Below are 13428 nucleotides of genomic sequence, written 5' to 3' on the forward strand. Positions count from 1 at the left end.
AAAATAAATAACTTAAATCCGTTTTCTTGTTCTCTTTCGCTTAAATCTCAGTAATCTCAGTTGAATTAATTTTCAATCTTTAGGAATGACTGGCTCGCCTGCACAAAAGACTTTACCAAACAGTACTGTCCCAACAAAATAGAGTAAATGTTCTAATTTATAAAATGAATATATCAAGAGATTCAGCATGGTCAGTCCTAAACACGACGTACATAGACACGCTTTTCAAAACTGCTTGGCAGATTTTCAAGAATTCCAAGGCGAATGCATTCCTGCAACTGAAATCAAACAGCATGACTTCACAGGTTTACGCGTTGCAGTTATTGGTGCAAATCAGGACAGCGTGGCACAACTCGATAGAATTTGTCAGCAAGCAACATCTGTTCAAGTCTTTCAAATTGCACCGCATTTTGTCCTGCCAAGTACAGAACGTGGCATCCATCGCCTAATTAGCCATCCTTTGGTGTTTAAAAATCGACGTTTGTTTAATAACCGCGTCAAAAATATTTTGGCTTTACGCTTTTTAGATGCTCAAGTCAAAGACACGTGGCTTAAACGTCAACTCACACCAAACATTGCAGATACACATCAACGCTATTTTAAATCTGATCATTATTATTCAGCTTTACAACGCGAAAATTGCCATTTGATTACTTGGCCAATTGTCAAAGTCTGTGCACATAGCGTGCATAGTATTGATGGACAAGAACATCCAATTGATACCATTATCACTACATTTTAAGTCACACTAAAAGCATTATCATTTAAATAAATAGTAGCTTGATTTTTATTCTATTTAAATCCAATAAAAAAGAGCCAAAATAAAATTTTGGCTCTTTTAATACATATAGTTTCATTAACCAATACGACGTTTTAAACCTGTCATTTGTAAAACACGTGTTGAAATTTCTTCAATCGACATTTCTGAAACATTTAAATATTTAATCCCTTCTGAAATATAAATACCTTCAATCGCACGCAATTCCATTTGGCATTGATTAAAACTTGCATAACGGCTATTGGCTTTACGTTCAGTACGAATTGCCACAAGGCGTTCAGCATCAATCATCAAGCCAAATAACTTATGTTTATGCGGCTTTAATACGGCTGGCAAACGGTTGTCATCGAGGTCTTCTTCAGTCAATGGATAGTTCGCCACACGAATCCCGAACTGTAAAGAAAGGTAGATGGAAGTTGGCGTTTTACCCGAACGCGACACCCCAATCAGAATCAGATCGGCCTTGTCGTAATGGCGTGTACGTGCGCCATCATCGTTATCTAAGGCAAAATGCACCGCATCAATACGTGCCTTGTAAGATTCAGAATCTGTTACGGCATGCGTCTGCCCGACCAAAGTGGTTGGTGGTGTTCCTAACTCTTCAGAAAGCTTACTAATTAAGCCTTCAAATACATCTAAATTAATTGCTTTGGCAGTGTTGATAATGTCACGCACATATTGGTCAACCAAGGTATCAAACACCAAAGGTAATTGACCATCAATTTGTGCTCGGGCATTAATCTCTGCCACCACATTCATAGCCGCTTCTTCAGACGTAATATAAGGATGAATATGAATATCAAAGTCCACATTTGGAAATTGCGCTAAGAGTGAATGTCCAAGGGTTTCAGCCGTAATTGCAGTTCCATCGGAAATAAAAAAAACACTCCGCTTAATTTGTTTACCATCTGACATTAAAATTCTCCTTAAACATTTGTCTTAGTGCTATATAATCTTTATAGTAAACCGATCTTACATGACTGTCGCTTAGTAAAACCAAATTGCTAAGTAGATTTATTATAATTTCATGACAAGATAGTGATTAATACTGCAAAAGTGGAGTAACAACTTTGGAAGCGCGCGTAATTGGTCTGGAAAAATTAGGGAAACACGATGTTGAGCTCGTGGGTGGGAAAAACTCATCTTTGGGCGAAATGATCAGCCACTTATCTAATGCTGGTGTATCGGTACCAGGTGGCTTTGCAACAACAGCTGCTGCTTATCGTGAATTTCTCGAGCAAAGTGGCCTAAACGCTAAAATTCAAGCAGAGCTAAAAACACTCAATGTAGATGACGTGAATGCGCTTGCTGAAACTGGTGCAAAAATTCGTCAATGGATTGTCGACACTCCGCTTACTGCATCACTAGAACAAGAAATCCGAGTTGCTTTTGAAGCACTCTCTAACGGCAACCCAAACATCGCGGTTGCCGTTCGTTCATCTGCAACTGCAGAAGATCTACCAGACGCATCTTTCGCAGGTCAGCAAGAAACATTCCTAAACATCCGTGGCATTGACAACGTATTAATTGCCATTAAAGAAGTTTTTGCATCTTTGTACAACGACCGCGCGATTTCTTACCGTGTACACCAAAACTTTGACCACGATGTCGTTGCTTTGTCTGCAGGCGTACAACGTATGGTACGTTCAGAAACTGGCGCTGCTGGTGTAATGTTTACCCTAGATACAGAATCTGGTTTCCGTGATGCTGTATTCATTACTGCTTCTTATGGTTTGGGTGAAATGGTGGTTCAGGGTGCAGTTAACCCAGATGAATTCTATATTTCTAAGCCTTTATTAAAAGCAGGCAAACACTCAGTTTTACGTCGTAACCTTGGCTCTAAACACCAAAAAATGATTTATGGTGAAGAAGGCGCGGCTGGTAAATCTGTAGTTGTGGTCGATGTTGAAAAACAAGATCGCCAACAGTTCTCTTTAAATGATCACGAACTACAAGAATTAGCGAAACAAGCGTTAATTATTGAAGAACATTATCAAGCGCCTATGGATATTGAATGGGCAAAAGATGGTGATGACGGTCAAATCTACATCGTTCAAGCACGTCCTGAAACTGTAAAAAGCCGTGAAAACGTCGGTACTATGGAACGCTACCTATTGAAACAAAAAGGTACGGTCATTTGTGAAGGTCGTTCAATTGGTCAGCGTATCGGTTCTGGTAGAGTCCGCGTTGTAACGTCTATTAAAGAAATGGACAAAGTTCAGGAAGGTGACGTTCTTGTTTCAGACATGACTGATCCAGACTGGGAACCAGTGATGAAACGTGCTGCTGCAATTGTCACTAACCGCGGTGGTCGTACTTGTCACGCTGCAATTATTGCCCGTGAATTAGGCGTACCTGCAATTGTAGGTTGTGGTAATGCAACTGAAGTTTTGACTGATGGTCAGGAAGTTACAGTTTCTTGCGCCGAAGGCGACACAGGTTTCATTTATGAAGGTGCTTTAGATTTTGAAGTTCAAAAGAACTCAATCGAATCTATGCCTAAACTTCCGTTCAAAATCATGATGAACGTTGGTAACCCAGACCGCGCATTTGACTTTGCTCAAATTCCAAACGAAGGGATTGGTCTTGCACGTTTAGAATTCATCATCAACCGTATGATTGGTGTGCATCCTAAAGCATTGCTTAATATTGACAGCTTACCACGTGAAACACGTGCAGCAGTTATGGCGCGTACTGCGGGCTATTCATCGCCAATCGAATTCTATGTAGAAAAATTGGTTGAAGGTATTTCTACCCTTGCTGCTGCATTCGCTGACAAACCAGTGATTGTGCGTATGTCTGACTTCAAATCAAACGAATACGCAAACTTAATTGGTGGTAAGTTATATGAGCCAGAAGAAGAAAACCCAATGTTGGGCTTCCGTGGTGCAAGTCGTTATGTGTCTGACAATTTCCGTGACTGCTTCGAGCTTGAATGTCGTGCCTTGAAAAAAGTACGTGACGAAATGGGCTTAACCAACGTACAAATTATGATTCCATTTGTACGTACCGTTGCTGAAGCAAAACGTGTGATCGAATTGCTTGCGCTGAATGGTTTAAAACGTGGTGAAAATGGTCTGAAAGTGATCATGATGTGTGAATTACCAACCAACGCATTGTTGGCTGAACAATTCCTTGAGCACTTCGATGGTTTCTCTATCGGCTCAAATGACTTAACTCAGTTAACACTTGGTTTAGACCGTGACTCAGGCATTGTTTCTCACCTGTTCGATGAACGTGACCCTGCAGTGAAAGCATTACTTTCTATGGCAATTCACGCATGCCGTAAAGCAGGTAAATATGTCGGTATCTGTGGTCAAGGCCCTTCAGATCACCCTGACCTTGCACGTTGGTTAATGGAACAAGGTATTGAATCTGTATCTTTAAACCCAGACTCAGTTTTAGACACTTGGTTCTTCCTTTCTGAAGAAAAAGCTCAACAAGCGTAGTAAAACGTGTTAAAAGAAAACCCATGCACCTGCGTGGGTTTTTTTTCAAATTCATTTTTTGAGATTTTATATTTATGCAAATTTACTTGGCACGAAATAATCAACAAGCTGGGCCATACACCTTAGAGCAGCTCAACCAAATGCTCGCCAGCCAACAAGTGTTGCTGACAGATTTGGCTTGGCACCAAGGCATGAGCGAATGGAAAGCTTTAGGTGAACTCACCCAAGGTAAACTTGTATATGAACCACAAGGCTACGTCAGCACACCACCTGCCCCTGAACATTCACCTTTTCAAAATACAGATTACACGGCTACAAACACATCACGACCAAGCTCAGCATCATCAAATTCAAGAACACAGGCAACAAAAAATGAATTGGCGAGCATTAACCAACGTGCTTTAGCCAAAATTATAGACATGTTGTTATGGTTGCCTGCAGCAGCACTTCCCTCTTTTTTCTTAAATGCGGACCAGTTTGAACAATTGTCTGGTTTACAACAAAAAATGCAGGCAGCGACAACGTCTGATCAAGCCATGCAATTGCAAACTGAACTCTTTCAGCTCATTCCAATGCAAGCTTGGCAAGCGGTGGCAATTTATTTATTGATTATGCTGGGCATACAAGCCTTCCTGCTGGCTAAAACTGGACAAAGTATTGGCAAACGTCTGACTAAAATTAAGATTGTCGATGCTGAAACCGATGAAAAAGTCAGCCTAATGCGTGTGTTTACTATTCGCTCTATCATTTTCATTATTTTGAATATGATGTTTATGCCCTTCATCACAATTTTAGATTATGGCTTTGCATTTGGTGCAAAACGACAGGCTTTGCACGATAAACTCGCCAAAACCAAAGTCGTAAAGCAATAATTTGATTTTATTTATTCAGGGATGATTGATCATCCCTTTTTTCTTATAATATTGATAAATATAAATAAATTAAAATTAACACAAATAATTCCGAGTATAAAAATTGGTTTTCATTCCCTCCACTTAAAGCCGCTTTATGTGTAGCTTAGTTTGTCGATATCAGGCATAATGCCCTACAACGTAGCGGTGTCCGATGATTAAGAAGACTTTTTCATCTTTTTTGATGTCTTTTTAATCATGCGACACTTTAATCGCTATCCCATATTAAATTAGGGAATGGGACTCTTCACCGAGGTTGTAAAATGAGACAAACGATTTTAGCTGTATTGTCTTTATCTACGATGGCTGCACTCTTAACTGGGTGTGGCGGTGATTTAGTACTTCTGAACTCAAAAGGTCCAGTTGCAGCAGGTCAAAGTAACCTGATGATGACTGCGATTTACCTAATGCTATTGGTGGTTATTCCATCTGCAATTATGGCATTGTGGTTCGGTTGGAAATATCGCGCATCGAATAAAGACGCAGACTATCAACCAACATGGTCACACTCTACTGCAATTGAAATTGTAGTATGGGGTATACCTGTTATTATTATTTGTATTTTAGCTTGGTTAACTTGGTGGGGTTCCCACAAGTACGATCCTTACCGTCCGCTAGAATCCGAAAAAGCTCCTTTAACTGTTCAAGTTATTGCTGAACAATTTAAATGGATCTTCATCTACCCAGAACAGAACATTGCTACTGTTAACGAATTACGCTTCCCAGAGCAAACGCCTGTAAGCTTACGTTTAACATCTAACTTCACAATGAACTCGTTCTTTATCCCTGCATTATCTGGTCAGATTTATGCAATGGCGGGTATGCAAACTCACTTGAACGTTTTAGCAGACAACACGGGCGAATTCCGTGGTTTCTCATCTAACTACTCAGGTTATGGTTTCTCGCAAATGCGCTTTAAAGCTCACTCTGTAACTCAAGCTGATTTTGAGCAATGGGTAACAGCTGTTAAAGCAGGTCAAGGTACGACTATCAATCCTCAAGCTGTTCAAAAAACAGTTTTAGATCAAGCTGAATTTGCTTCTTTACGTGACGGTAACCGTTCACAGAAACAAATTGATGCAATGGTTCGTAACGCCAAAACTGAATTAGAGAAAAAACTTGCTGCAACGGCTTTAAAAGAAGGTCCATATAAGACTCAGCCACATCCTGTGACTTATTACTCTTCTGTTGAGCAAGGCTTGTTTGAATCAGTGATCAATAACTATATGAGTAACTACCATGGTGCTGACCATTCAGCTCCTGTAGTGGCTGGTGAAGCGCCTGCTTCTGAAACTCATGTAGCAGTTGAACATGCGACTGCTTCTCAAGGGGAATAAGACATGAGCTTATTAGGTAAGTTAGGTCCAGATGCAATTCCTTACGATCCAATCGTATTGGTAACTGTTGCAGCGATGATCTTAGGTGGTCTTGCAGCGATTGCTGGTATTACCTACTTCAAAAAATGGGGCTACTTGTGGAACGAATGGTTCACATCTGTAGACCATAAAAAAATTGGTATCATGTATATCTTTGTATCTGTAGTCATGTTACTTCGTGGCTTCGCAGATGCGATCATGATGCGTCTTCAACAGTTCCTTGCGAAAGGTGGTGGTGAAGGCTATTTACACCCAGAACACTATGACCAGATTTTCACCGCACACGGTGTGATCATGATCTTCTTCGTGGCAATGGGTCTTGTTGTTGGCTTAATGAACATCTCTGTACCATTACAGATTGGTGCTCGTGACGTAGCCTTCCCGTTATTAAACTCTTTAAGCTTCTGGTTATTCGCTGGTGCTGCAGGTTTAATGATGGTTTCACTTGCATTAGGTGAATTCGCTGCTACAGGTTGGATGGCTTATCCTCCTCTATCTGGTATCGAATACTCTCCAGGTGTTGGTGTTGACTACTATATTTGGGCACTTCAGGTTTCTGGTCTAGGTACGCTTCTTACTGGTGTTAACTTCTTCGTTACCATCATCAAAATGCGTGCGCCTGGCATGAAACTTATGGACATGCCTGTTTTCACTTGGACAACATTAGTTACTGCGGTACTTATCATTGCAACATTCCCAGTTTTAACTGCGACAATTGCAATGTTAACGCTTGACCGTTACTTCGGTTTCCACTTCTTTACGAACGACATGGGTGGTAGCCCAATGTTGTATGTAAACTTGATTTGGACATGGGGTCACCCAGAAGTTTATATCTTAGTATTACCAGCATTTGGTATTTACTCAGAAGTAACTGCGACTTTTGCTCGCAAAACATTGTTCGGTTACAAATCAATGGTGTACGCAACTGTTGCAATTGGTGTGTTATCACTTGTTGTATGGGTTCACCACTTCTTTACCATGGGTGCAGGTGCCAACGTTAACGCGTTCTTCGGTATCATGACCATGATTATTGCGATTCCTACTGGTGTGAAAATCTTCTCTTGGTTATTCACCATGTACAAGGGTCGTATTACCTACACTACCCCAATGCTTTGGACACTTGGCTTCCTTGTGACTTTTGGTATCGGTGGTTTAACAGGTGTATTAATGGCAGTTCCACCAGCGGACTTCCTTGTACACAACTCTTTATTCCTAATTGCTCACTTCCATAACGTAATTATTGGTGGTGTAGTATTCGCGATGTTCGCAGGTATCATTTACTACTGGCCAAAAATGTTTGGTTGGAGACTCAATGAAACTTGGGGTAAAGCAGCATTCTGGTTCTGGTTCTTCGGTTTCTACTTTGCATTCATGCCACTTTATATCCTTGGTTTCATGGGTATGACTCGTCGTTTGAATACATATGACAACCCAGAATGGGATCCATACTTGGCAATTGCGTTCTTCGGTTCTGTGTTAATTGCTATTGGTCTATTCTGCTTCGTTATGCAGATTGTGGTTGGCTTCCTACAACGCAACCAACGCTTAGACCTTACTGGAGATCCATGGGATGGCCGTACGCTTGAGTGGGCTACTTCTTCTCCAGCACCGTTCTATAACTTTGCTCACCTTCCAAAGATCAATGGTATTGATACTTTCTGGACTGACAAAGAAAATGGTGTTGCATACGCTCGTCCAACTAAGTATGAAGATGTCCATATGCCAACTAACCGTGCAGCTGGCTTCATAATTGCAATGTTTATTACAACTATGGGCTTCGCATTAATCTGGCATATTTGGTGGCTAGCAATCGTTACGTTCATTGCGGCAATCATCAGCTTCATCGTGAGTTCTTTCACGAAGAAAGTGGACTACTATGTTCCTGCTGCTGAAGTTGAGCGTATTGAAAACGAACGCTATGCGATCCTTGAAAAACACTTGAAGAAGGACTAAGACATGGCTGAAGTACTTCATCACGACAACCACGGACATGATGATCATCACCACGATGATACAGACATCACCGTCTTTGGTTTCTGGACCTACTTGATGAGTGACCTTGTAATTTTTGGTACACTTTTCATCGCGTTCGCTGTATTAAGTAGCCACGTTCCAGTAGGCACTCCAACAGCTAAAGATTTGTTTGGCGAGTCATTAGGCTTCGTTTTAACAGAAACTTTTGCCCTGTTGATTTCTTCTGTAACTTTCGGTTTTGCCGTTTTAGCTGCTTACAAGAAAGATGTTGCTAAAGTTCTAACTTGGTTAGGCGTGACTTGGGTTTTCGGTGCGATCTTTATTGGTATGGAACTTTATGAGTTCAACCATTTAGTTCACGCTGGACATGGTCCAAGTGCGAGTGCGTTCTTATCTGCGTTCTTTACTTTGGTTGGTACGCACGGTATTCACGTAACTTCAGGTTTAGTTTGGATGATCGTGTTAATGGTTCAAATCAAGAAATATGGTTTGACTATTCCGAACATGCGTCGTTTAGCTTGCCTAAGCTTGTTCTGGCACTTCCTTGACATCGTTTGGATCTGTGTATTCAGCGTAGTTTACTTGATGGGAGTTCTCTAATGAGTCACGATCACAACTCTGCTGGTGCATCACACGGTAACACTAAGCAATATACGATTGGCTTTATCCTTTCTGTTATCCTTACCATTATTCCTTTTGGTATGGTTATGGCAGGTGGTTTTGGCCGTGGTATTTTGATTACTGTTATTTCGATTACAGCAGTTGCTCAGATTCTTATTCAATTAATTTATTTCTTGCATATGAATTCTTCTTCAGAGCAACGTTGGAACGTGATTGCATTCGTGTATACCATTCTGACCATTGCCATCCTTTTGGTTGGTTCTGTATGGATCATGAACTACCTACACTACAACATGATGATCTAAACTGGTTGTCATGCTGAAAAAGTATTTATTCCTGACAAAGCCAGGAATTCTCTTTGGTAATTTTATTACCACTTTGGGTGGCTACTTTGTAGCTGCCCAAGGTTCTGTAGATTTCCTTCTCCTACTGCTTACTCTGCTTGGTACAACGCTTGTTGTCGCCTCAGGATGTGTGGTCAACAATATTATTGACCAAGACATCGACCAAAAAATGCAACGCACACAAAACCGTGCTTTAGTGAAAAAAACTGTTTCTGTTCCTATTGCGCTGATTTATTCAGTGGTATTGGGCATAATTGGTTTTAGCATTTTATGGTTTGGAGTTAACGCATACGCTTTTCTTTTTGCACTGATTGGTTTCGTGGTTTATGTCGGCTTTTACAGTCTATGGACCAAACGCACAACAATTCATCAAACCATTATTGGCAGTATTTCAGGCGCAAGCCCACCTGTCATTGGTTATACAGCTGTTGCAAATCAATTTGACTTAGCTGCACTACTTATCTTTTTAGGTTATGCACTTTGGCAAATGCCCCACTCTTGGGCGATTGCAATTTACCGTTTTGATGATTACAAAAATGCGGGGATTCCAATTTTGCCAGTTGCTCGTTCAATTTTACGAACGAAAATTGAATCACTAATTTATGTGGTGTTATTTACCGTTGCCATGAATGGACTGTTTGTATTTGGTTATGCAAACTGGCTATATCTGGTTATTTTGAATACACTTTGTATTTATTGGTTCTATATTGGCGTCATTGGCTTCAAAGCAGAAAATGATCAATTATGGGCAAAACGCTTTTTCCTATTTTCGGTTATTTTAATTACTGTTGTGAGTTTATGTTTTAGCTTTACAGCAACCGCACCAAGCACGCAAATCATACTTTTTTAAAAGATAGAGTTTAGCTCTATCTTTTAATGGAGTGCCTGCCTACCCTCTCCACACTTCAATATTTAAATAATAACAATTTATCTGTCTTTGATTTATTCGTCCTTAATAATTTTCGAATTAAACACTCTAAAAGTTAGTGACATACAAATACAAAGTATAAAATTTAAATTCCAATCATAGATGCAAAATATTACATTCCCTTTTTGCCCAAGCCGATCTTTTCTTAGACCAAGCCTTGTATTTACTTGGTAAAAGCTCTAAAATTCACGCTTCGCAATTTTGCGACACAACTTCGGTTGTGACTCCTTGCTTCTGGCTCAATTTAGTCAGGGGCTGCATAAACCGTAAGGAGCTGACAATGCGTCACTACGAAATCGTACTTTTGGTACACCCAGACCAAAGCGATCAAGTTGTGGGTATGGTAGAACGTTACCTAACTCACATCAAAGAAGCTGAAGGTCAAATTCACCGTTTAGAAGATTGGGGCCGTCGTCAATTGGCTTACCCAATTAACAAAATTCACAAAGCGCACTACATTCTTATGAACGTTGAATGTGGTCAAACTACGCTTGACGAGTTAGAAGAATTGTTCCGTTATAACGACGCGATCCTTCGTAGCTTGATCATCCGTCGTGAAAACGCTATCACTGAAGAGTCATTATTGGCTAAGAGTGCTGAAGAAAAACGTGCGCGTAAAGCTCAACGTGAAGAAGCACAACACGCTAACCAAGACTCTGCTGAAGCTTAAGGAGAACATCAATGGCACGTTTTTACCGTCGTCGCAAGTTCTGCCGCTTTACAGCTGAGAACGTTACGTACATCGACTACAAAGATATCGATACACTAAAACAGTACATCACTGAAAATGGCAAGATTGTTCCTAGCCGTATTACAGGTACTAAAGCTCGTTACCAACGTCAATTAGCGCTTGCTATTAAACAAGCTCGCTACTTAGCGTTGATCCCTTACACTGACAATCATAAGTGAGGTTGAGCTGTGGATATTATCTTATTACAACGCATTAAGAACCTTGGTAAATTAGGCGATAAAGTTTCAGTTAAAGCTGGTTACGGCCGTAACTACTTGATCCCTCAAGGTAAAGCAGTTGCTGCAACTGAAGCAAACACTGCTGCATTTGAAGCTCGTCGTGCTGAACTTGAGAAGCAAGAAGCTGAAATTTTAGCTGCTGCTCAAGCACGTGCTGACCAATTGAACGAAGTTAACATCGTAATCACTGCTAAAGCTGGTGATGAAGGTAAACTTTTCGGTTCTATCGGTACTCGTGACATCGCTGACGCGTTAACGAATGCTGGTCTTGAAGTTGACCGTGCAGAAGTTCGTTTACCAAACGGTGCGCTTCGTCACACTGGTGAATTCAACATCGCAATCCAATTGCACCATGATGTTGTTGCTGAAGTTCTCGTTACTATCGTATCTGAGTAATTTGCTGCAAAAGAAAAGAGCATGCCTAATCGCATGCTCTTTTTTTGTCTTTAGAATATACGATTAGTACAATTTTCCTAAATCATCATGCACGCTTTGACTTATCCTTCGCCAAAATCTACTCGCTTTTTTTTCTAGAGGGCGTATCATCGGGAAGTGGAAAGAATATGAGTTTCAAATTCTATCCCCGTGCATTATTCAGCATTTACTGTTTTAAAAATCAGGGATTTATATGTCACAGGCGACTGCTAGCGCAAAGCAACATACTGCAAAGTCTGATCTAAAACCAAATGAGAACAGCCCGCTTAAAGAGTTTCGTACCCCACCGCATAACTTAGCCATCGAACAAGCTGTTTTGGCTGCGTTAATGACTGTGGCCGAATCTTTTGAACAAGTGGGTGATGTGCTACAAGAATCTGATTTTTACGCGACACGCCACAAATATATTTTCCGCGCCATTGATTCTTTGTCTAAAGAAAACTCACCTTATGATGCCGTATTGGTGAATGACTGGCTGATTAAACAAAATTTACTTGAAGCTGCAGGCGGGGAAGAATACTTAATGCAGCTCATGGCAGACTCGCCTTCTAGTTTTTATAACCTAGAAACCTATGCCACGAAAATTAAAGAATTCTCGACCCTCAGAAACATGATTAAAGTCAGTTCTGAAATTTTACAAAATGCCTATGACACCAAAGGTCGTAGCGTAAGTGAAATTTTAGACTTGGCCGAAACCAATATTTTCCAAATTGCCGAACAACATAATAACAATGCCAAAGCACAAGGCCCAAAAGCCATTTCGAGCGTGGTTGCCGATGTATTCGACAAACTTGATGAACTTTCTAAAATGGAAGGTAACATCACAGGCTTAACCACAGGCTTTGTGGAGTTAGATAATAAAACTTCGGGCATGCAAGCGGGTGACTTGATTATTGTCGCTGCGCGTCCATCTATGGGTAAAACCACCTTTGCCATGAACTTGGTCGAAAGTGTTTTGTTTAACAATGATTTGCCTGCCCTTGTCTACTCTATGGAAATGCCTGCAGACTCAATCGCAATGCGTTTAATTTCTGCATACGGCAAAGTGCATCAAGGGAATTTACGTTCAGGTAAACTCAGTGGCGATGAATGGTCAAAAGTCACAGGCACGATTTTACAACTGCAAGAAAAGCATTTGTATATTGATGACTCATCTGCCCTGCCGCCTACGGAAGTACGTGCACGTGCGCGACGCATTGCCAAACAACATGGCGGTAAAATTGGCTGTATCATGGTCGATTATTTGCAGTTAATGAAAGTCCCAGGCATGGGCGATAACCGTGTCGGCGAAATCTCAGAAATTTCACGTAGCTTAAAAGCCTTGGCCAAAGAGATGAACTGCCCTGTGATTGCTTTGTCACAGCTCAACCGCTCATTAGAGAACCGACCTAATAAACGCCCTGTGATGTCTGACTTGCGTGAATCTGGTGCAATTGAGCAGGATGCGGATTTAATCATGTTTATTTACCGCGACGAAGTTTACAATAAAGAATCTAAAGAAGCAGGTACTGCCGAAATTATTATTGGTAAACAGCGTAACGGCCCAATTGGTACGGTACGTCTTGCTTTTGAAGGGCAATATACGCGTTTTAGTAACTTATCTCCTGAGTATTATGCTCAGTATGATGATGAAGAGTAATGCT

General features: G+C 40.8%; 13 protein-coding genes. 12 read left to right on the top strand and 1 reads right to left on the bottom strand.

Annotated features, from left to right (window positions below):
- The first annotated feature begins 187 nt into the window (after positions 1-187).
- Entirely contained in the window at positions 188-742 is a 555-nt protein-coding gene (locus FTU98_RS06825) for a hypothetical protein (protein WP_004973179.1), read from the top strand.
- A 114-nt stretch (positions 743-856) separates the two neighbouring features.
- Here FTU98_RS06825 and FTU98_RS06830 read toward each other — a convergent pair whose 3' ends face one another.
- On the bottom strand, positions 857-1693 hold the full coding sequence (locus FTU98_RS06830) for a pyruvate, water dikinase regulatory protein (RefSeq protein ID WP_004973178.1): 837 nt from the start codon (positions 1691-1693) through the stop codon (positions 857-859).
- Positions 1694-1848: 155 nt separating this feature from the next.
- Here FTU98_RS06830 and ppsA point away from each other — a divergent pair, with 155 nt between their 5' ends.
- The 11 genes from ppsA to dnaB all read left to right on the top strand — a co-directional run bounded on the left by ppsA (position 1849) and on the right by dnaB (position 13424).
- The gene (gene ppsA / locus FTU98_RS06835; RefSeq protein ID WP_004973175.1) at positions 1849-4227 is read left to right on the top strand and encodes a phosphoenolpyruvate synthase; all 2379 of its coding nucleotides are present in this window, start codon (positions 1849-1851) and stop codon (positions 4225-4227) included.
- Between the two features lie 74 nt (positions 4228-4301).
- Positions 4302-5099 carry an RDD family protein gene (locus FTU98_RS06840; RefSeq protein WP_004973172.1) on the top strand — a complete coding sequence of 266 codons (798 nt, stop codon included), beginning with the start codon at positions 4302-4304 and terminating at the stop codon, positions 5097-5099.
- 302 nt (positions 5100-5401) lie between these two features.
- On the top strand, positions 5402-6475 hold the full coding sequence (gene cyoA, locus FTU98_RS06845; protein ID WP_004973169.1) for a ubiquinol oxidase subunit II: 1074 nt from the start codon (positions 5402-5404) through the stop codon (positions 6473-6475).
- 3 nt (positions 6476-6478) lie between these two features.
- On the top strand, positions 6479-8467 hold the full coding sequence (cyoB, locus tag FTU98_RS06850; protein ID WP_096900904.1) for a cytochrome o ubiquinol oxidase subunit I: 1989 nt from the start codon (positions 6479-6481) through the stop codon (positions 8465-8467).
- Positions 8468-8470: 3 nt separating this feature from the next.
- Entirely contained in the window at positions 8471-9088 is a 618-nt protein-coding gene (gene cyoC, locus FTU98_RS06855) for a cytochrome o ubiquinol oxidase subunit III (protein WP_004973159.1), read from the top strand.
- Complete coding sequence (locus FTU98_RS06860; RefSeq protein ID WP_004973158.1) at positions 9088-9414, top strand: cytochrome o ubiquinol oxidase subunit IV; 327 nt, start codon at positions 9088-9090, stop codon at positions 9412-9414. The genes cyoC and FTU98_RS06860 overlap by 1 nt, the downstream gene beginning before the upstream one ends.
- Positions 9415-9424: 10 nt before the next feature.
- Entirely contained in the window at positions 9425-10303 is an 879-nt protein-coding gene (cyoE, locus tag FTU98_RS06865) for a heme o synthase (RefSeq protein ID WP_167846069.1), read from the top strand.
- A gap of 358 nt (positions 10304-10661) precedes the next feature.
- A complete protein-coding gene (rpsF, locus tag FTU98_RS06870; protein WP_004973153.1) occupies positions 10662-11051 on the top strand; it encodes a 30S ribosomal protein S6 in 390 nt (129 codons plus the stop codon).
- Positions 11052-11062: 11 nt separating this feature from the next.
- A complete protein-coding gene (gene rpsR / locus FTU98_RS06875) occupies positions 11063-11290 on the top strand; it encodes a 30S ribosomal protein S18 (RefSeq protein WP_004719336.1) in 228 nt (75 codons plus the stop codon).
- A gap of 9 nt (positions 11291-11299) precedes the next feature.
- Positions 11300-11746, top strand: coding sequence for a 50S ribosomal protein L9 (rplI, locus tag FTU98_RS06880; protein WP_004973150.1), 447 nt, complete (start codon positions 11300-11302; stop codon positions 11744-11746).
- 232 nt (positions 11747-11978) lie between these two features.
- Positions 11979-13424: a replicative DNA helicase gene (gene dnaB / locus FTU98_RS06885; protein WP_004973149.1), complete on the top strand. Its 1446-nt coding sequence runs from the start codon at positions 11979-11981 to the stop codon at positions 13422-13424.
- Positions 13425-13428 lie beyond the last annotated feature (4 nt).

The organism is Acinetobacter sp. YH12211, from assembly GCF_013418015.1.
GTDB lineage: Bacteria > Pseudomonadota > Gammaproteobacteria > Pseudomonadales > Moraxellaceae > Acinetobacter > Acinetobacter towneri.